Origin of the sequence: Pseudoxanthomonas kalamensis DSM 18571 (genome assembly GCF_010211745.1) — a bacterium.
In the GTDB taxonomy this organism is placed as follows: Bacteria; Pseudomonadota; Gammaproteobacteria; order Xanthomonadales; family Xanthomonadaceae; genus Pseudoxanthomonas_A; species Pseudoxanthomonas_A kalamensis.
Window position 1 is genome coordinate 558,881 of sequence record NZ_PDWQ01000001.1, and the last position, 18,591, is coordinate 577,471.

The 18,591-nt window shown below is 68.6% G+C and carries 15 protein-coding genes; 3 read left to right on the plus strand and 12 right to left on the minus strand.

Annotation, left to right across the window (positions count from 1 at the left end; translation table 11 throughout):
* Positions 1–21: 21 nt before the first annotated feature.
* The 4 genes from CSC70_RS02485 to glyQ all read right to left on the minus strand — a co-directional run bounded on the left by CSC70_RS02485 (position 22) and on the right by glyQ (position 8,809).
* Positions 22–3,825, minus strand: a complete 3,804-nt coding sequence (locus CSC70_RS02485; RefSeq protein ID WP_162455039.1) for a translocation/assembly module TamB domain-containing protein — start codon at positions 3,823–3,825, stop codon at positions 22–24.
* On the minus strand, positions 3,822–5,624 hold the full coding sequence (locus CSC70_RS02490; protein ID WP_162455040.1) for an autotransporter assembly complex protein TamA: 1,803 nt from the start codon (positions 5,622–5,624) through the stop codon (positions 3,822–3,824). Before CSC70_RS02490 ends, CSC70_RS02485 begins: the two co-directional genes overlap by 4 nt.
* A 69-nt stretch (positions 5,625–5,693) precedes the next feature.
* Complete coding sequence (gene glyS / locus CSC70_RS02495; RefSeq protein WP_162455041.1) at positions 5,694–7,868, minus strand: glycine--tRNA ligase subunit beta; 2,175 nt, start codon at positions 7,866–7,868, stop codon at positions 5,694–5,696.
* Complete coding sequence (gene glyQ, locus CSC70_RS02500) at positions 7,865–8,809, minus strand: glycine--tRNA ligase subunit alpha (protein WP_162455042.1); 945 nt, start codon at positions 8,807–8,809, stop codon at positions 7,865–7,867. Before glyQ ends, glyS begins: the two co-directional genes overlap by 4 nt.
* Positions 8,810–8,893: 84 nt before the next feature.
* On the opposite strand from glyQ, the gene CSC70_RS02505 reads away from it, so the two are divergent.
* Together CSC70_RS02505 and CSC70_RS02510 are read left to right on the plus strand one after the other, a co-directional pair.
* Positions 8,894–9,631, plus strand: coding sequence for a glutamine amidotransferase (locus CSC70_RS02505; RefSeq protein WP_162455043.1), 738 nt, complete (start codon positions 8,894–8,896; stop codon positions 9,629–9,631).
* 23 nt (positions 9,632–9,654) lie between these two features.
* On the plus strand, positions 9,655–10,533 hold the full coding sequence (locus CSC70_RS02510; RefSeq protein WP_162455044.1) for a BPSS1780 family membrane protein: 879 nt from the start codon (positions 9,655–9,657) through the stop codon (positions 10,531–10,533).
* Positions 10,534–10,607: 74 nt separating this feature from the next.
* Here the strand turns inward: CSC70_RS02510 and CSC70_RS02515 are convergent, their stop codons facing one another.
* The 6 genes from CSC70_RS02515 to CSC70_RS02540 form a co-directional block, all read right to left on the minus strand.
* A complete protein-coding gene (locus CSC70_RS02515; protein ID WP_162455045.1) occupies positions 10,608–12,932 on the minus strand; it encodes a heavy metal translocating P-type ATPase in 2,325 nt (774 codons plus the stop codon).
* A complete protein-coding gene (locus CSC70_RS02520; RefSeq protein ID WP_162455046.1) occupies positions 12,929–13,330 on the minus strand; it encodes a heavy metal-responsive transcriptional regulator in 402 nt (133 codons plus the stop codon). The genes CSC70_RS02515 and CSC70_RS02520 overlap by 4 nt, the downstream gene beginning before the upstream one ends.
* A gap of 85 nt (positions 13,331–13,415) precedes the next feature.
* The gene (gene tatC / locus CSC70_RS02525) at positions 13,416–14,168 is read right to left on the minus strand and encodes a twin-arginine translocase subunit TatC (protein ID WP_162455047.1); all 753 of its coding nucleotides are present in this window, start codon (positions 14,166–14,168) and stop codon (positions 13,416–13,418) included.
* Positions 14,165–14,704, minus strand: coding sequence for a Sec-independent protein translocase protein TatB (gene tatB / locus CSC70_RS02530; protein WP_162455048.1), 540 nt, complete (start codon positions 14,702–14,704; stop codon positions 14,165–14,167). Before tatB ends, tatC begins: the two co-directional genes overlap by 4 nt.
* 53 nt (positions 14,705–14,757) lie before the next feature.
* On the minus strand, positions 14,758–14,982 hold the full coding sequence (tatA, locus tag CSC70_RS02535) for a Sec-independent protein translocase subunit TatA (RefSeq protein ID WP_162455049.1): 225 nt from the start codon (positions 14,980–14,982) through the stop codon (positions 14,758–14,760).
* 58 nt (positions 14,983–15,040) lie between these two features.
* Entirely contained in the window at positions 15,041–15,889 is an 849-nt protein-coding gene (locus tag CSC70_RS02540) for a lipid-binding SYLF domain-containing protein (RefSeq protein WP_162455050.1), read from the minus strand.
* Between the two features lie 125 nt (positions 15,890–16,014).
* Here CSC70_RS02540 and hemH point away from each other — a divergent pair, with 125 nt between their 5' ends.
* The gene (hemH, locus tag CSC70_RS02545; protein WP_162455051.1) at positions 16,015–16,989 is read left to right on the plus strand and encodes a ferrochelatase; all 975 of its coding nucleotides are present in this window, start codon (positions 16,015–16,017) and stop codon (positions 16,987–16,989) included.
* Between the two features lie 181 nt (positions 16,990–17,170).
* Here the strand turns inward: hemH and CSC70_RS02550 are convergent, their stop codons facing one another.
* A complete protein-coding gene (locus tag CSC70_RS02550) occupies positions 17,171–17,731 on the minus strand; it encodes a hypothetical protein (RefSeq protein ID WP_162455052.1) in 561 nt (186 codons plus the stop codon).
* Between the two features lie 244 nt (positions 17,732–17,975).
* Positions 17,976–18,569 carry a hypothetical protein gene (locus CSC70_RS02555; protein WP_162455053.1) on the minus strand — a complete coding sequence of 198 codons (594 nt, stop codon included), beginning with the start codon at positions 18,567–18,569 and terminating at the stop codon, positions 17,976–17,978.
* Positions 18,570–18,591: the final 22 nt, after the last annotated feature.

Genomic DNA, 18,591 nt, shown 5'->3' on the forward strand with positions numbered 1-18,591 from the left:
GAAGGGGTCGGTGGTGATCGGCTACTTTTCCTTGCGCCAGTTCAGCGAGCCGCGGGTCTCGTAGGTGCTCGATTCGATTTCCATGTCGAAGCCCTTGCGCAGCAGGTACTTCAGCGTCAGCGCCGAGCCTTCGCCGACCATCGACACGCCGTAGCTGACGTACAGGCGCGGCGAGAGGTATTTGCCGACGCCGAACACCGAGCCGCCCAGGGTGCGCGATTCCAGTACGCCGGCATCATCCAGCCCGAGCTTGGCGCCCAGCTGTGAAGCCAGCAATCCGGCGCCGGCGTTCAGCGCCGACGAGGCTGCGTCGATCTGCTGCGATTCGTCGGTGCTGGCGGTGTTCAGCGAGCGCCCCAGCACCAGATAGGCCAGCGCTTCGGACTCGGTGGTTTCCGGGTCGGACCAGACCGTGGCTTCGGGGCGGCTGGCGCGACCGCGCACGTCGATGCCGGCGGTGACGTTGGCACTGATCACTTCGCGCTCGGCGCGAATGCGCAGACTGGGATCGGAAACGCTGTCGTTGCTCCAGTTCAGTTCGCCGCGGGTGATCTTGAGCTTCTGTCCGTAGGCGGTGTAACGGCCGTCGACCCGGATCTGTCCGGTGGCGGTGGCGTCGCGGCCCGGGCGCGAACGCAGGCTCAATTCGCCGGCCAGGGTGCCGTCCAGGCCGTAGCCGTGCAGTTCCACCGCATCGCCCAGGGCCAGGGTCAGGTCGAGGTCGAGCGGGGTGGCCACGCCGCGCTCCGGATCGACCGGGTCGAGCACCACCACGTCGGCCGAGGCGGACACGCCGTCGTCCAGCTTGTCGACGTCGATGCGCGCGGCCGGCACGTCCACCCGGCCCTGCACCTGCAAGGTACCGTCGGCGAAACCGACCTCGACGTCCGGCGAGACCACCACTCGCAGGTCGCTGGTGTCCGAGGCGAGGAAATCGTGGCCGCGCACGTTCAACTGCAACGGCGAACCTTCGCCGGACCAGTCCAAGCGGCCGTCGATGTCGATGCGGCCGTCGGCCGGGGCTTCGCCGCCGGACGTGCTGGCCGATTTCAGGCTGCCGTGCAGCAGCGCGCTGCCGTCCGCTTGCGCGGTCAGCGAGGCTGCGCCGTCGACCAGTTCCACGCCCAGCGCCGGCAACTCGCCGGTGAATTCGCTGAGGGTCGCTTCGCCGCTCAGCGCCGGTTGGCCGCGGGTGCCGGCCAGGCCGACGTGGCCGAGCAGCTTGCCGCGCGGCCGTACCAGGTCCGGCGAGAACAGTTCCATCCAGAACAGGCGGGTGTTTTCCAGCCGGATCTCGCCGCGCAACGGCGAGCTGTCGCTCCAGCCGGTGTCGATCTGCGCTTCGAGGCTGCCATTGCCCTTGAAGCCGCTGCTCAGGCGCGCCTGCAGCGATTGCGGATCGAACTGCGATTCCAGCGTGAAGTTGTCGTACTGGATGATCTCGCCGCGCGAATTGCTGCCCAGCTTGATCCCGCCTTCGGCCGAAGCTAGTTGCAGCTGGCCTTGCCAGCCCTGGCCGAGCGGTTGCAACGAGGCTTCCAGGCGGATGTCGCCGCGCAGGCTGAGCGGGCGGCCGCCGTTGCGCGGCAACCACGGCTGCACCAGGGTCAACGGCAGAGCGTCGGCGTGCGCGCGCAGGCCCGTGCGCGGCCACTCGGCCTGCGCGCACAGGGTGCCGCCGGTGTCGGCGCCGAGGCAGGCCTGCGACAGCGACCACGCCGGGCCGCCGAAGGCAAAGGACGCGGGCTGTTGCAGCTGCCAGGCATCGCCCTTGGCCGGCACGATGCGCAGGCTTTCCAGCGTGCCGGCCCAGCGCGCGCCGTTGCGACGGACGCCACCGGCCAGCGCCAGTTGCGCCATCGCGTTGCCGGTTTCGCCGACCACCTGCAGGTTCTCCACCGCGCCGGTCGCGTGCAGGCGCAGGCGGTCGAGTTCGACACCGGCGACCAGCGTATCGGCCGACAGGTCCAGATCGCCGCTGCCGCTGCGCCACGGCAGGCGGCCGTTCAATTCGACGCGTCCGGCGCGGTAGTCGCCCCACTGCAGGTTGCTGCCGGACAGTGCGGCATCGATGTCCGGCGTATCGCGCGGTCCTTTCAGTTTCAGCGTGCCGGTCACGGTACCGCCGGCATCGGGCAACAGGTCGTCCAGCTGCAACGGTTGCAGTTGCGCATCCAGATCGAGGTGCGCACCGAGCGTGCCGCGGGCCTCGACGCGACTGTTGCCCAGCGCCAGCGCCAGTTCGCCTTCGCCGTCCTCGCCATGCAGGGCGAAGCGGCCGCGCCCGTCCAGCGCGCGGCCGCGCAGGTGACCGCTCAGCGCCGGCACGTCGAAGTCCGCGTCGTAGCCGCCTGCGTCGCGTGCCTGTCCGTTGCTGGCGATCCGGCCGGACACCGCGCCGTCCCAGCCGGGCAGGAAATAGCCGGGATCGAAACCGTCCAGTCGCGCATCGAGATCCCAGCGCATGGCGGGATCCCAGCCGACGTCGCCGGTGGCGTCCAGGGTGCCGGTCGGCATGCGCGCGCGGAAGGTGTGCAGGGTCATCTTCACGGCATCGCCACGACCGTCGAAATCGACCTCGGCCTGCTGGCCGTCGCGCGTCAACGTGGCCTTGCCGATCGCCGCCCACGCCGCCAGCCGGCCGGCCACGCCAAGGTCGGCGTCGCCGTGGATGCGGGTTTGCGCATCCTCGCCCCAGGCCAGGCCGCGCGCGTTGACGGCGAACTTGAAGCGCGGATCGTCGGCCTGGGTGAAGTCGGCGCGCCCGCGTAGCCGCAGCCGGCCGTCCAGCACCTGCAACTGCAGCGGCTCGACGGTCAGGACCTGATCGAACACGCTCAGCTTCGAAGGTTCGATCCGCAATTGCAGATCGCCGCGCGCCAGTTGCCCTTGCAGGTCGGCGTGTCCGCGCGAGCCTTCCGCTTGCAGATCGAACGACAACAGTGGCCCGGCGTTTTCCACGCCCAGCAGGCCCAGATCCAGCCCGGAGGTCTGCGCGTGCAGGGTCCAGACCGGGTGCGTGCGATTACCTTCGCGCACGGCGGCGGCGATTCGCAGCGGCTCCGGCGCCTGTCCGGCGACGGCGAACTCCATCCGTCTGACGTCGCCGCGTGCAACCAGGCCCAGCCGCGCCGGCGCGGGCCCGTTGCGGGCCGGCGCCAGCAGGGTCGCGACCAGATCGGTGCGGAAGCGGTGTCGCGGTTGATAGCTGCCGTGCAGGCGCAGTTGGCCGTAGTTGCTGTCCACCGCCAGCGATGGTGTCTGCAGGTAACCGTTGCCGATCTGCAGCGCGCCTTCGGCATGTTCGATCACGGCCACGGTGTCGCCGCCGCTGACCACGCGCAACGCATCGATCCGCAGTGCGTCGGCGGCGATGTCCAGCGGCAGTTCCAGTTGCGGCAGCACCTGCGGCCAGTGCGGCAGTTCGAACGGTTCGTCGCTGGAAGGCAGTTCCAGCACCGCATCGCGCAGCTCCAGCCGGTCGAGTTGCAGGCGCCGGCGCAGCAGCTGGCGCAGTTCGGCGTCCACGAACAGGCGGCCGGCGCGGAAGTGCGTGTCGCCGTAGCGGAACTCGACGTTTTCCAGCGTCAGCGGACCGGACACGGGGCCGTCGATGCGCGACCAAGTCAGGGTGGCGTCGGCCGGCAGGTGCGAGACCACCTGACCCAGCAGTAGGTCTCGGCCGCTCACGCTGTGCATCAGCCAGTACAGCGCGATCGACAGCAACAGCAGGATCGCCAGCAACGACAGGCCCAGCCGCTTCCAGAAGCGCGCCCGGCGCCAGAACGGTGGGCGTGGCGGGGCGGTGTCGGCTGCGGCGTTCACAGGTCGGCCCCGATGCTCAGGTAGAGCTGGAAGTCGGTGTCCGGATCGTCCAGTCCGCGGGCGATGTCCAGACGCACCGGCCCCACCGGCGAGCGCCAGCGCAGGCCCAGGCCGACGCCGGTGCGCCAGTCGGGGGTGTCGTTGAAGGCGCTGCCGGTATCGACGAACAGTGCGCCGCCCCACGGTCCGCCGGACAGGTAGTGCTCGAATTCCACGCTGCCGGTCAGCACCGCCTTGGCTCCGACCGAATACTCGCCGTTGGCGGTATCGACCCGCGGGCCGACCTCACGGTATTCGTAGCCGCGGATGCTGCGGAAGCCGCCGGCGTAGTAGCGCAGGCTGGGCGGCATGTCGGTCAGGCCGTTGGTGAAGGTGTAGCCGGCCTCGCCGCGCATGATCAGGCGGCTGTTGCCCAGCCCCTGGTACCAGTTGGCCTGAGCATGGACCTGGCTGAAGTTGGCATCCGAACCGGCGCCTTCCAGCCCGCCGCGGAAGGTCAGGGTGCCGCTGACGCCGTGCTGCGGGAAGGCATGGTCGTCGACGCCGATGTAGCGGCCGACCAGTTCCGGATAGACGTAGGTGCCGTCCTCGTAGGTCAGCGCCGCGCGGGTGCCGGATTCGTCGGTCAGGATGTAGCGCCAGCGCTCGTTCAGCAGATGCAGCGAAGCGGTCGCCGTCCAGCGTTCGGAAATCTGCCCGCTGCGGCTGAAGGAATACTTGTAGTAGCGGGTGTCGATGTAGTCGGTCTGTTCGTCGTAGGCCTTGGCGCCGATGCCGTACCAGCCATCCAGCCAGCGGAACGCGGGGATGCGGTACAGCAGGTCCAGCTGCTTGCGCTTGCTGGCGTAGTCCAGCTGCGCCGACAGCTTGTGTCCGCGCGAATTGACGTAGCGCCGGTCCAGCCCGAAGCGCACGCCGGGCCCGCTTTCGGTGCCGTAGCTGAGGCCGGCGGTGTACACGTCGCGCTTGGCCAGACGCAGGTTGACCTCGATCGGTACCTGTCCTTCCACCGCGTTGTCCGGGTCGGGCTGGATGTCGATGCTGCTGAAATAGTCCAGGTCGATCAGCGAATCGCGCAGCCGGTCCAGCTTGCCTTGGTGGTAGTAACTGCCTTCGTCCCAATACACCAGCTGTTCCAGCAGGCCGGGATCGAACTTGTTCTGGTGAAAGGTGGTCGGGCCCATGTCGTAGCGGATGCCGCTGACCCAGGACAGGTCGATGTCGGCAGCGTATTCGCTACGGGTCACCTCGACCTGGCGCTGCAGGTAGTCGGCGTCCAGGTAACCGCGCTCGGCCAGCCGGCGCACGATGCGCAGCTTGCTGGCCTCGTAGGTGGTGTGGTCGAAGATTTCTCCGGGCAATGGCTGGAACTGCGCCAGGTCGTCTTTCAGGTAGTGGTCGCCGCCGCCTTCGCCTTCGATGCTCAGGCTGGAATGGCGAACGCGCACCGGTTCGCCCTTGTCCACGGTGATGACCACCTGCATGCGCTGGCTGCGGCCTTCGCCGCTGCGGCTGCTGTCCACGGTGACGGTGGGCGAGTAGTAGCCGAACGGTTCCAGTGCTTCGCGGGTTTCGGTCTCGGCTTCGGACAACAGGTACTCCAGCCGCGATTCGCCTTGCCGGTGCCCCATGGTGTCGTTCAGCGACAGCGCGACATTGATGTTCTCCAGCATCAGCGCTTCGACGTTGTCGTGTTCGTCCAGGCCGCGGATTTCCACCTTGTCGATGGTCGCCACCGCCATTGCGGTTCCGGGCAGGGCGAGCAGGACGGCCGTGGCGAGGCGGAAGGGAAAGCGCATGCCGGGCAGAATACCGGGACGGCCGCGATTTCGGGGTAACGGCGGCTGACGCGCCGCCACCTGCCCGGTTCAGCCGGACAGGTGTTCGATCGCCGCCACCGCGCCGAAACGGTCGGCCAGCCGCTTCAGCAGGGCCAACCGGTTGCCGCGCACGGCCGGGTCGTCGGCGTTGACCATCACTGCATCGAAGAAGGCGTCCACCTGCGGCCGCAACCGGGCCATGCGCTCGAGCACCTGCACGTAGTCGTGACGATGCAGGGCCTCATCGGTGTCGCCGATGGCCGCTTCCACCGCTTCGGCCAGCGCGCTTTCGGCCGGCTCGCTCAGCAGATCGCGATCAATCGCGGATGGAATGTCGATATCGGCCTTCTTCAGGATGTTGCCGATGCGCTTGTGCGCCGCGGCCAGCGCCTCGGCTTCCGGCAACGCGGCGAAGCGGCCGATGGCGTCGATGCGGGTATCGAAGTCGGCCAGCGATTCCGGCTTCAATTCAGCCACGGCGTTGAAGTGGCTGGTCGGCACGCCCTTGTCAGCGTAGTAGCCGCGTAGGCGATCGAGGGTGAAGTCCAATATCTCCACCATTACTGAAATATGGTCTTTGCTTGTTTGTGCTTGAAGCTTCTCAAGCCAGTTTGACCAAACCACATAATCTTCGAGGCTTTTTGCAGAATTACGATTTTTTGCAGCCTCTTCTTGACATTTTTCTGGGATTGACAAATAGGCTCGGGCAATTAGTTCGTAGATGGATAGATCAAATCCGCTCTCGATCACCGTCCGCGCCAGCCCCAGTGCATTGCGACGCAACGCGAACGGGTCCTTGTTGCCGGTCGGCTTGAGGCCCGCGGCGAAGCCGCCGGCCAGGGTGTCCAGACGTTCGGCGATAGCCAGCACCTTGCCCAGCGGCGACAGCGCGATGTCGTCGCCGGCGAAACGCGGGCGGTAGGCCTCGGCGATCGCCAGCGCGACGCCTTCCGGTTCGCCGTCGGCAATGGCGTAGTGACGGCCGGCGATGCCCTGCAGTTCCGGGAATTCGCCGACCATGCGCGATTGCAGGTCGTTCTTCGATAATTCGGCGGCGCGGTGCGCCAGCGCCGGATCGACGCCGACTTGCGCGGCGATGGTCTTGGCCAGCGCGGCCACGCGCGCGACCTTGTCGGCCACCGTGCCCAGCTTGGCCTGGTAGGTCACGTTCTTCAGGCCATCGCCCATCGCGGCCAGGCCCTGCTTGAGGTCTTCGTCGAAGAAGAAGCGGGCGTCGGAGAAGCGCGGGCGGATCACTCGCTCGTAGCCCTTGCGCACTTCTGCCGGGTCCTTCGACTCGATGTTGGCGATGCCGACGAAGTGCTCGGTCAACTGGCCGTTGCGCAACACCGGGAAGAATTTCTGGTTGATCTCCATCGTCTCGATCAGCGCTTCCTGCGGTACCGCCAGGAAGTCCGGCTCGAAACTGCACAGCACCGCGCACGGCCATTCGACCAGGCACACCACCTGCTCCAGGTTGTCGTCGGTGATGCGTGCATCGCAACCCACGCTACGCGCGGCCTGCTCCACTTCGGCAACGATCCGCGCGCGGCGCTCGTCGGGATCGACCAGCACCCGCGCGCCGCGCATCGCATCGACGTATTCGCCGGGCTCGCCGATCCAGACCGGCTTGTCGTGCTCGAAACGGTGGCCGCGGCTCATGCGGTCCGAGCGCACGCCCAGCACCTGCGCATCGATCACTTCCTTGCCCAGCAGCAGCACCAGCCAGTGCACCGGACGGGCGAAGGCATAGTCGTGGTCGCCCCAACGCATCGGCTTGGGAATCGGCATGCCGGCCAACGCGTCGGACACGATCTCCGGCAGCAGGTCGGCGGTGCGCGCGCCGGCACGCACCGAGCGATGCACGAAGCGTTCGCCCTTGGCGTCGGTCATCCGCTCGAGCTGGCTCCATTCGACCCCGGCCTTGGCGGCGAAGCCTTGCAGCGCGCGGGTCGGCTGGCCGTCGGCGTCGAGCGCGATGTTCAGGTACGGGCCCAGCACTTCCGAAGCCTGTTCGGGCTGCTCGATCTCCACCGCCGGCAGGTACACGGCCAGTCGCCGCGGCGTGTACAGCGGCTTGGCGTCGCCGCGTTCGAAACCGACGCCGCGCTTGTCCAGCGCCGCGATCACGCCATCGAAGAATGCCTGCGCCAGGCCCGGCAGCGCCTTGACCGGCAGTTCCTCGGTGCCCAGTTCGATCAGGAGGGGAAGGCGGCTCATCACGCGGCCTCCTTCGCATCCAGCGCGGGCAGCCCCAGCGCAGCGCGTGCGTCCGGATCCTTCAGGTTCGGAAAGCCCAGCTTCTCGCGTTGCGCGTGGTAGGCGCGGGCCACCGCCTGCGCCAACGTGCGCACGCGCAGGATGTAGCGCTGGCGTTCGGTCACGCTGATCGCGCGGCGCGCATCCAGCAGGTTGAAGCAGTGGCTGGCCTTGCACACCTGTTCGTAGGCCGGCAGCGGCAGGTCGGCTTCGACCAGCGTCATCGCCTCCTTCTCGCAGGCGTCGAAGCGATGGAACATCTCGACCACGTCGGCGTGTTCGAAGTTGTAGGCGCTCTGCTCGACCTCGTTCTGGTGGTAGACATCGCCGTACGTCACCACGCCCTGCGGGCCGGTGGTCCAGACCAGGTCGTAGACGTTGTCCACGTTCTGCAGGTACATGCACAGCCGTTCCAGGCCGTAGGTGATCTCGCCCAGCACCGGCTTGCACTCCAGGCCACCGGCCTGCTGGAAATAGGTGAACTGGGTGACTTCCATGCCGTTCAGCCACACTTCCCAGCCCAGGCCCCAGGCGCCCAGCGTCGGCGACTCCCAGTTGTCCTCGACGAAGCGCAGGTCATGCACGCGCGGGTCGATGCCTAATGCCTTCAACGAATCAAGATATAGCTGCTGGATATTGTCCGGATTCGGCTTCATCACCACCTGGTACTGGTAGTAACGCTGCAGGCGGTTGGGATTTTCGCCATAGCGGCCGTCGGTGGGGCGGCGCGAAGGCTGCACGTAGGCCGCATTCCACGGCTCCGGGCCAAGCGCGCGCAGGAAGGTGGCCGGGTGGAAGGTACCGGCGCCGACTTCCAGATCCAGCGGCTGGATCAGCACGCAGCCCTGGTCGGCCCAGTACTGGTTGAGGGTCTGGATGAGGGCTTGGAAGCTGGGGCCGGCCATGGACGTGATCGTGCACTGCGGAAAAGCGGGCTAGTATACGGGGAACCCCCGTTGGACCCCCATTTTCACGGTGATGCAACGCCTATGGACGCGGCCGTCAACGCGCCTTTCCTGATTCTCGAAACCGGCCAACCGGTGGCGCCGATGCGCCGCTACGGTCGCTTTCCGCACTGGATCCGGGTCGCCGCCGGGCTGGAGCCCGACGAGGCGGTGGTAGCCAACGTGGAGTCCGGCGATCCGCTGCCGCGCCGCGAAGGCTTCGCCGGTGCCATCGTTACCGGTTCGGCCGCCTTCGTCACCGACAAGGCTGACTGGAGCGAGCGCAGCGCCGATTGGTTGCGCGATGCCGTGCACAACGGACTGCCGGTGCTGGGCATCTGCTACGGCCACCAGTTGCTGGCGCACGCGCTGGGCGGCGAGGTCGCCGACAACCCGGCCGGACGCGAGTCCGGCACCGTGCACATCGACCTGCATCCGCCGGCGCAGCAGGACCCGCTGTTTTCCGCCCTGCCGCTGCGGTTCCTCGCCCATGCCACCCACGTGCAGACGGTGGCGCGGCCACCGGAAGGCGCCACCGTGCTGGCACGCAGCGCCCAGGATGGTTGCCACGCCTTCCGCTGGCGCGACCACGCCTGGGGCGTGCAGTTCCACCCGGAATTCGCCACCCACCACATGCGCGGCTACGTGCAGGCCCGCGCCGAGCACCTGCGCCGCGAAGGCCAGTGCCCGCAGACGATCGCCCGCAACGTGACGGCGGCGCCGCAAGCCCGCAAACTATTGCGGCGGTTCGTCCGCCACGCTCGTGGTCTGCACGGCCGCTGATTCCCCTCGCGACAGGAAGGCTCATGCCCGATATCAAGACAGTGCCGGCCAGCGCCGGTGCGCAATGGCTGCTCGATGCGTTCGCCGTGCTGCGCAAGGCGCCGCTGGGGCTGGGGTTGCTCGGCATCGGTTGGGGCCTGCTGGCGATGGCGGCGATGCTGGTCTCGATGTGGGTGCCGACCCTGGGCCTGGCGCTGCAGCTGGTGGTTTCGCTGCTGGGGCCGGCCCTGTTCGCCGGCCTGCTGTGGGCGGTGCGCGAAGTCGACCAGGGCCGCGCCGCGCAGCCGGCACACCTGTGGCAGGGCCTGCGCAACGGACGCATGCCGGCGCTGCTAAGCACCCTGCTGCCGCAACTTGGCGCCGGTGTGGTGCTGGGCCTGGGCGTGCTGGTGCTGGTCGGTGCCGATGGCATGAAGCAGATCGTCGAGGTCGCCGAACAGATCCAGGCGGTGCAGGAAGCCGGCGGCACACCGGACCCGGCGATGGTCGAAGGCCTGCCCGCCGGTCGCGTGCTGTTGTGCCTGCTGCTGGCGCTGGCGCTGGTGCCGGCGGTGGTGTGCCTGATCTTCGTCTCGGTGCCGCAGATCATCTTTTCCGGCAGTCCGGGCCTGGCCGCGATGGGCCGCAGCCTGCGCGCCTGCCTGCGCAACCTGCCGGCGATGATCGTGTTTGGCTTGCTGCTGTTCATCACTATGTTTGCGCTGGGCTTCGCCACCCAGATTGCCGCGATGCTGATCCAGCTGCTGTTCGGCCCGGCCGCGGCGGTAGTGCTGATGAACCTGCTGCTGATGGCGGTGCTGATGCCGCTGCTGGCCGGCGTGGCCTATTTCGCCTGGCGGCAGATGCTGGGCGAAGCCGTGACGCAGCCGCCGGCGGTCGATCCGTCAAGGATCGAGTTGTAGGGAAAAGATCGGCCGGGGCGGCTGGGTAGGTGGTTCAGGCGGGCCTGTTCCGCCGATCGGTCGATTCAATCGACCTACAACTTCACCCGTCCCAGTCGCAGTGCGTTGCTGACCACCGAGACCGAGCTCAGGCTCATCGCCACCGCGGCGATCATCGGGCTGAGCATCGGTCCGCCGAACGGATACAGCACGCCGGCAGCGATCGGCACGCCGAGCGCGTTGTAGAGGAAGGCGAAGGCCAGGTTCTGTTTCATGTTGGCCACCGTGGCCTGCGACAGCCGGCGTGCGCGGACGATGCCACCCAGGTCGCCGCGCAGCAGGGTGACCTGGGCGCTGGACATGGCCACGTCGGTGCCGGTGCCCATGGCGATGCCGACATCGGCACCGGCCAGCGCCGGGGCGTCGTTGATGCCGTCGCCGGCCATGGCCACCTTGTGGCCCTGCGCCTGCAACCGGCGCACCAGCGCGATCTTGTCCTGCGGTCGCACTTCGCCGTGGACCTCGTCGATGCCCAGTTCGCGCGCCACTGCCTGCGCGGTGGCGATGCCGTCGCCGCTGGCCATGACCACGTGCAGGCCTTCGTGGCGCAAGGCATCGAGGGTGTCGCGTGCGTCCGGCTTGATCGCGTCGGCCACCGCGATCAGGCCGGCGAGCGTGCCGTCGGCGGCAACGAAGACCACGCTGGCGCCGTCGTCACGCAGCGCGTCGGCGCGCGACTGCAGCGGTGCGATATCGATGCCGGCCTCGCGCATCAATGCGCTGTTGCCGACCGCGACGCGCTGCCCGCCGATGCGGCCGCGCACGCCGATCCCGGTATCCGATTCGAAATCGCCGGCGCTTTCCAGCGCCAGCCCGCGCCGGCGCGCTTCGGCGACGATAGCCGTCGCCAGCGGATGTTCGCTGCCCTGGTCGAGACTGGCGGCCAGCCGCAGCACCTCGTCCTCGGCGAAGCCGTCCGCCGCCGTCTCGCTGCGGAAGCCGGGCCGGCCTTCGGTCAGGGTGCCGGTCTTGTCGACGATCAGGGTGTCGATGCGGCGCAGGTTCTCGATCGCCTCGGCGTCGCGGAACAGCACGCCGGTCTTGGCCGCGCGGCCGCTGGCGACCATGATCGACATCGGCGTGGCCAGGCCCAACGCGCAGGGGCAGGCGATGATCAGCACCGACACCGCGTTGACCACGGCGAAGGTCCATGAAGGCTCGGGGCCGAACAGTCCCCAGGCCAGGAAGGTCAGCAGCGCTGCGCCCAGCACCGCCAGCACGAAACCGTAAGCGACCTTGTCGGCCAGCCGCTGCATCGGCGCGCGCGAGCGCTGCGCCTGCGCGACCAGCTGCACGATCTGCGCCAGCATCGTCTGCGCGCCGACCTTGCCGGCGCGGATCAGCAGTGCGCCGTTGCCGTTCATGGTCGCGCCGATCACCGCGTCGCCGGCCTGCTTGGCCACCGGCATCGGCTCGCCGGTCAGCATCGATTCGTCCACGTGCGAACGGCCTTCCAGCACCTCGCCATCGACCGGCACCGTTTCGCCCGGACGCACGCGCAGGCGGTCGCCGACCTGCACCCGCGACAGTTCGATATCCTCTTCGCCGCCGTCCTCGCGCATGCGGCGCGCGGTCTTCGGCGCCAGTCCGAGCAGGTCGCGGATCGCCTGCGAGGTCTTTGCCCGCGCCCGCAGTTCCAGCAGCTGGCCGAGCAGGGTCAGCGAGACGATCACCGCTGCCGCCTCGAAGTACACCTCGACCCGGCCATCACGGCGGAACGCATCGGGGAACGCCTGCGGCATCAGGGTGGCGACCACGCTGTAGACGTAGGCGGTGCCGACGCCGATGCCGATCAGCGTCCACATGTTGTAGCGACCGCTGCGCAGCGACTGCACGCAGCGCTGCAGGAACGGCCAGCCGGCCCACAGCACCACCGGCGTGGCCAGCGCGAATTCGATCCCGTTGCGCAGCCGCGGCGACAGGCCGTGCACGAACATGCCGCCCATCGCCAGTGCGAACACCGCCAGGCTCAGCGGCAGGGTCCACCAGAAGCGGCGGCTGAAATCGCGCAGCTCCGGGTTGTCGTCGTGGCCGGCGGCGGGCAGTTCCGGCTCCAGCGCCATGCCGCAGATCGGGCAGGTGCCGGGATGGTCCTGGCGGATCTCCGGATCCATCGGGCAGATGTACATGGTGCCCGGCGGCGGCGGTTCGACAGGATCGCTTCCGCGCGGCGTCAGGTACTTGTCCGGGTCGGCGAGGAACTTGCCGCGGCAGCCGGCACTGCAGAAGTGGTAGCGGACCCCGGCGTGCTCGGCGTGGTGCGGGGTGGTCGCCGGGTCGACCATCATCCCGCAGACCGGGTCGCGGGCCTTGGGTGCGGCGGCGGCATGGCTGCCGCAGCAGGGGGAAGGCGCGTTCATGCCTCGTCCTCGCCGGACAGGGCGCCCAGGATCGGGCAGTGGGCGAGCCGGCCGTGGCCGGGGCAGGCGTCGATCAGCTGCGCCAAGCCGGCGCGGATGCGTTCCAGTTCGGCCATCTTCGCGTCCACATCGGCCAGCTTTTCCACCGCCGCCGCGCGCAACTCGCCCATGTCGCCATCGACCCGTCCGGACAGGGCCAGCAGGTCGCGGATCTCGGCCAGGCTGAACCCCAGCGCCTTGGCGCGGCGGACGAAGCGCAGCCGCGCCAGGTCGTCGTCGCGATAACTGCGGTAGCCCGATTCCATCCGCAGCGGCGGCGGCAGCAGGGCCTGGCGTTCGTAGAAACGGATGGCGTCGATGCCGACGCCGGAGCGTCGGGCCAGTTCACCGATTTTCATGGCAGCGGGCCGGCCGGGGCCGGGTCAGCGGAACGGGCGGGCAGTATGCAGTCTGGAGTCGACTCCAGAGTCAAGCGTCGCCGAATCAGTCCGCCGCGACGGCTTCCTTCGGCGCCACCCAGCGAGAGGCGATGATCCCGACCTCGTACAGCAGGCACAGCGGCAGCGCCAGCATCAGCTGCGAGATCACGTCCGGCGGGGTGATCAGCGCCGCCAGCACGAAGGCGCCGACCACGGCATAGCCGCGCCCCTGCGACAGTTGTTGCGGGGTGACCCAGCCCAGCAGGGTCAGGATCACCAGCGCCACCGGCAGCTCGAAACTGGCGCCGAAGGCCAGGAAGATCACCGAGACGAATTCCAGGTAGCTGCCGGCATCCGGGGTCAGCGCGATGACGTCCGGTTTGAACTTGACCAGGAAGCCGAACACCATCTTCAGCACCAGGAAATAGGCGAAGGCGCAGCCGGCGTAGAACAGCAGCACCGCCGACACCAACAGCGGCACCGCCATCTTCTTCTCGCGCCGGTACAGGCCGGGGGCGACGAAGGCCCAGGCCTGGTACAGCAGCCACGGCGCGCCGAGGAACAGGGCCATGAAGAAGGCCAGCTTGACCGGGGCGAAGAAGGCGCCGGCCGGGTTGGTGGCGATAAAGCCCTGTCCGGCCGGCAGCCGCGAGATCAGCGGTTCGGCCAGCCAGGTGTACAGCTCGGAAGCGAACGGCAGCAGCACCAGCAGCAGCAGGCCGACGCCGAGCAGAGCGCGCACCAGCCGCGTGCGCAGCTCGACCAGATGCTCGATCAGGGTGCTCTCGGTTTCCAGTTCCGGCTCTGGTCCGCTCATGCCGGCCGCCCCTTGCCGGTGTCGGCGGGCGGCGGGCCGAACAGGTCCGGCTGGGCGTCGTCGCTGGCAACGGCGTCTTCGGGATCGGCTTCAGGTTCGGCTTCAGCTTCAGCCGGAATGTCGGCCGCCGTCGCCGGCAGCGGCGTCATCACCGCGTCGCCGGCATCGGTCGGCGCGGTGTCCGCATTCGTGTCCGTGGACTCGCTCTGGGTTTCGGTGACGTTTGCGGTGGCCGTTGCGGCCACGCCTTTCAGCGACTCGCGCACTTGTTCGAATTCGCGCCGCGCGTCGGCTTCGCCTTCGCGCATGGCCTGTTCGGTGTCGCGGACCGCCTGCTTGGCGTCCTTCAGGTTGCGCTTGAGTTCGTCAGCGGCCAGTTCGCGTTCCAGCTCGCTCTTCACCGAGGCCCATTGCGCACGCGCGCGGCGTACCCACAGGCCGGCGAAGCGCGCCGCCTTCGGCAGCCGTTCCGGGCCCAGCACGACCAGCGCCACCACGGCGACGACCATCAGTTCGGTGAATCCGATATCGAACATGGCGTGGGGCGCCTGCCCTCAGCGGGGGGCGGCGGGCGACGTGCCGCAGGCGCTCACTGCGCGCTGCGGTCGTGTTCCTTGCTGGCGCTGCTTTCTTCGCTGCGCGACTGGTCGCCGAGCTGGCCGGTCGGCTTGTCCTCGTCGTTCTTCATGCCTTCCTTGAAGCCCTTGACCGCCTCGCCCAGGTCCTTGCCGGCGCTGCGCAGGCGCTTGGTGCCGAAAACCAGCAGCACGACCACCAACACGATGATCCAGTGCCAAATGCTCAAACCGCCCATGGAAATGCTCGCAGCTGTGTCGGAAGACGCTCAGGATACCCCAGCACGCGCTTGACGGTCAGGGCGTGCCGTCCAGCGGCTCGGTGCGGACCGCATCGTCTTCCACCGGTTCGAAGCCGGTCGGCTGCTGCGTTTCCGCGGCGGCCGGCGCGGTGGCGGACGTTGCGGCGGCGGCCGGGGTCGCCGGGGGTGCGGCGGCGGTGCCGCCGTCGCGATTGGCGCGTGCCGCGGCGGTGGCCTCCTCGAGCGCGTCGCGGAAGCCGACCACCGCGTCCGAAGGCGCGCCGGCACGGGCCTCGAAGATCGCTCGCGGGGTGGCGGTGCTGCCGTAGACGGCCACGTTGGCGTCGTCGTCGATCGACAGCACCGCGCCATCCAGCGCCACGCCGGCGAACAGGCCGCGCGCGCGCGACCACGACCAGATTTCGGCCTTCAGCTGGCCGTCGGTGGCGGCGGCGGCGTTGCGGCCGACCGGACCGGCAGCCACGCCGGCGTCGGCGCCGAGGGTGAACTTGCCGTTGACGATGCTTTCCAGGCTGCGGTCGTTGCGGAACACCAGCACTACATCGGAAGACTGCACGCCGGCCTGGAAGCCGATGCTGCCGCCGGTGAGCTTGATGAAGGCCGGTTGCGACCAGCTGCCGTCGTCGTTCTTCACCGACATCAGCCCATGGCCGCGCCGGCCGCCGACGACCAGGCCGGCCTTGATGGTGTCCGGGATGACGACGATGGCGCGGGCCTCGTCGAGCAGCTTGTCGGGGATGCTGTTTTCGGGAATCTTCTGGATTTCCTGCAACACGCGCACCGCGTTGCCGGCGCGCTCGTCTTCCTTGGCGCCGGCGAAGGCCTGGGCGGCGAACAGCAGGGCGACGGCGAACACGGCCACGGCAAAGGACTTGCGGAACATGCGGGACTCCGGGGGAATGCGCAGCCGCTGCGGCTGCCCTGTCGCCGGACCATAGAAGCCGGGCGATGAATCGGCGCTGACGCGCGCGGGCGTTGGCGTGCGGCGTCTCTCTGCGACAATGGGGCATGACTTCCGCTTCCGACAGCGCCCTGCTGCTGGTCAATCTGGGTACGCCTGCGGCGCCGACCGCGGCGGCGGTGCGTCGTTACCTGGGCGAATTCCTCGGCGATCCGCGGGTGGTGCAGATCCCGCGATTGCTGTGGAAGCCGCTGCTGCACGGCCTGATCCTGCCGCTGCGCGGCGCGCGCTCGGCGGAGAAATATGCGCAGGTCTGGCTGGACGAAGGCTCGCCACTGGAGGTGTACACGCGACGGCTGGCGCAGGTTCTGCAATCGCGCCTGCCCGACTGGCAGGTCGGTCATGCGATGCGATACGGCGAGCCGGCCCTGCTGCCGGCGCTGCGCGACCTGCAGCGGCAGGGACGACGGCGGATCGTCGTGCTGCCGCTGTATCCGCAGTACTCCACAACCACGACCGCCTCGGTCGACGACGTGGTGCAGGCCTTTCGCCGCGAAGCGCCGCAGCTGGACGTGCGGATGATCGACGACTACGCCGAACACGCCGGCTGGATCGAAGCGGTGGCGGCGTCGATCCGCGACTGGCGGCAACGACACGACGCTGGCGAGCATCTGTTGTTCTCGTTCCACGGCCTGCCGCAACGGGTCGCCGATGCTGGTGATCCGTATCCGCGCCAGTGCGAGGCCGGGGCGCGCGCCATCGCGCAGGCACTGGGATTGCGCGATGGCGAATGGTCGCTGGCCTACCAGTCGCGCTTCGGCCGCGAACGCTGGCTGGAGCCGGCGACCGACACCGCGCTGGCCGATCTGGCCGCGCGCGGATTGCGCAAGGTCGACGTGGTCTGTCCCGGCTTCGCGGTCGACTGCCTGGAAACGCTGGAAGAAGTGGCGATCGGTTATGCCAAGGGGTTCGCCAACGCGACCGGCGGCGAGCTGCGCTACATCCCCTGCCTCAACGACTCGCCGACGCATGCCGACGCGCTGGCCGAACTGGTGACGGCGTCGTCCGCTTCAACGGACTGATTCAACGGACTGAAGAAAATCCGGACGACCCCTCCCTGGATCGCCCGGAAGGCACCGCCCCCACGGTCCACGCAAGGGGCGGAAGCCTTGTCCGATCCGAGGGACGTGCCGACCGGATCGGAAACGACGCGTCCGTGCGCCGCGGATGGCTGCCAGACGTTGCCGCTGAAAGGGAGGGCTTTCAGCGGTCGCGGTTGGCGGCGTGGAAAGCCATGGCCAGGGCGACGTCCTGGCGGCGGATCGGCGCGTTGTCCAGCCACCACGACTGCGAGTGGCGGGCCAGTTCCGGATCTTCGCGGCTGATCCGCGCCAGGGTGCCGATTTCCTCGGCGCTGGCCGGCAGTTCGTACGGGCGGTAGTACTGGTTGAGCGGTTGCAGGCCGGTTTCCAGCAGCCAGGACAGGGCCAGGCTGGCGAGCACGGCACCGACGGCGATCAGGCCGAAACCGGCGAGCAGCAACGGCTGATTGCTCAGCAGGTTGCCGAAGATGCCCAGCCCGGTCCCGGTCAGCAGCGACGCGGCCGCGGCGACGAAGGTCAGGCGGCGATGCCGCGCACGCGCCTCATGGCGGCGCACCGCCGCGCGTTCGTCCAGTTCCTCCTGGGTCAGCGCGGCGCGCTGGCCCAGATCGATGCGGGCCTTGACCAGGGTCGGACCCTGGCGGGAAGCGTGCGAGGCGGGCGCCCAGTCGATGTCGACTGGATCGGCGAGGAACGCGGTGGCGGTGTTGGCAAAATCCATGTTCGTTTACTCCTGGGTGTCTGCCCGGTACTGGAGCAAGCGATGTGCCAATCGCGTCGTTGAACCGGGGGAAAGCCCGGCCTCAGTCCAAAATTAAATATAACTAACTGAATATCAAGGATAAATATCCTGAACCGGAGCAAACGACGTCTGGTGCAAGCGCAGAATAAATGTGACGTACGTCACAGATAAGTGACGTACTGCGTCAACTTTCGGCACGGCGGGCGCGGCCCGCCCGAAGGGGTCAGTCGCGCTTGCGGGCGCGGACGAAATCCATCGCCAGGGCGATGTCGCCATTGCGGATCGGCGCCGGGTTTTCCCACCACGGGGCGATCAGCCGGGCCAGCTCCGGGTCTTCCTGCGACAGCCGCGACAGCCGGGCGATGTCCTCGGAACCGGCGGGCAGTTCGTCGAGCTGGTAGAACGCGCCCAAGTCGTTGTCCTTCGGGTACAGCATCGCGGCAGCCAGCATGCACAGCAGCACCAGGCCGCAGGTCGCCACGCCGTAGCCCAAGGCCAGCAGCCAGGGCTGGGCGAGCAGGTTGCCAAGCCAGCTGGCGAGCAGGCCGACCAGGGTCAGGCCGGCGCCAAGGCGAACCCGCGCCGGAACATGCTGGTGCCGGGCCTGGTTGCGGCGCGTCACCGCGCGGGCGTCCAGCTCGTCGGGCATCAGCGCCTTGCGCATCATCAACGCCCGGCGGGCGGCGATCAGTTCGCCGCTTTCCCGCTTCGGCGAGGCGAACACCGGATCGTTGGCGTTGCGCAGCATGCCGTAGCGCGGCTGTGCCAACGCGGGGGCCCTGATGCGGTCCATCCAGTACTGTCCTTGTGCGGCCATGGCATCCAATCCAGCGATCGAG

Coding starts and splice junctions, on each gene's coding strand:
- CSC70_RS02505 (WP_162455043.1), top strand. CDS start 8,894: ATGGACGCGGCCGTCAACGCGCCTTTCCTGATTCTCGAAACCGGCCAA.
- tatC (WP_162455047.1), bottom strand. CDS start 14,168: ATGAGCGGACCAGAGCCGGAACTGGAAACCGAGAGCACCCTGATCGAG.
- CSC70_RS02555 (WP_162455053.1), bottom strand. CDS start 18,569: ATGGCCGCACAAGGACAGTACTGGATGGACCGCATCAGGGCCCCCGCG.
- CSC70_RS02515 (WP_162455045.1), bottom strand. CDS start 12,932: ATGAACGCGCCTTCCCCCTGCTGCGGCAGCCATGCCGCCGCCGCACCC.
- CSC70_RS02540 (WP_162455050.1), bottom strand. CDS start 15,889: ATGTTCCGCAAGTCCTTTGCCGTGGCCGTGTTCGCCGTCGCCCTGCTG.
- CSC70_RS02510 (WP_162455044.1), top strand. CDS start 9,655: ATGCCCGATATCAAGACAGTGCCGGCCAGCGCCGGTGCGCAATGGCTG.
- tatA (WP_162455049.1), bottom strand. CDS start 14,982: ATGGGCGGTTTGAGCATTTGGCACTGGATCATCGTGTTGGTGGTCGTG.
- tatB (WP_162455048.1), bottom strand. CDS start 14,704: ATGTTCGATATCGGATTCACCGAACTGATGGTCGTCGCCGTGGTGGCG.
- glyQ (WP_162455042.1), bottom strand. CDS start 8,809: ATGGCCGGCCCCAGCTTCCAAGCCCTCATCCAGACCCTCAACCAGTAC.
- CSC70_RS02520 (WP_162455046.1), bottom strand. CDS start 13,330: ATGAAAATCGGTGAACTGGCCCGACGCTCCGGCGTCGGCATCGACGCC.
- hemH (WP_162455051.1), top strand. CDS start 16,015: ATGACTTCCGCTTCCGACAGCGCCCTGCTGCTGGTCAATCTGGGTACG.
- CSC70_RS02550 (WP_162455052.1), bottom strand. CDS start 17,731: ATGGATTTTGCCAACACCGCCACCGCGTTCCTCGCCGATCCAGTCGAC.
- CSC70_RS02490 (WP_162455040.1), bottom strand. CDS start 5,624: ATGCGCTTTCCCTTCCGCCTCGCCACGGCCGTCCTGCTCGCCCTGCCC.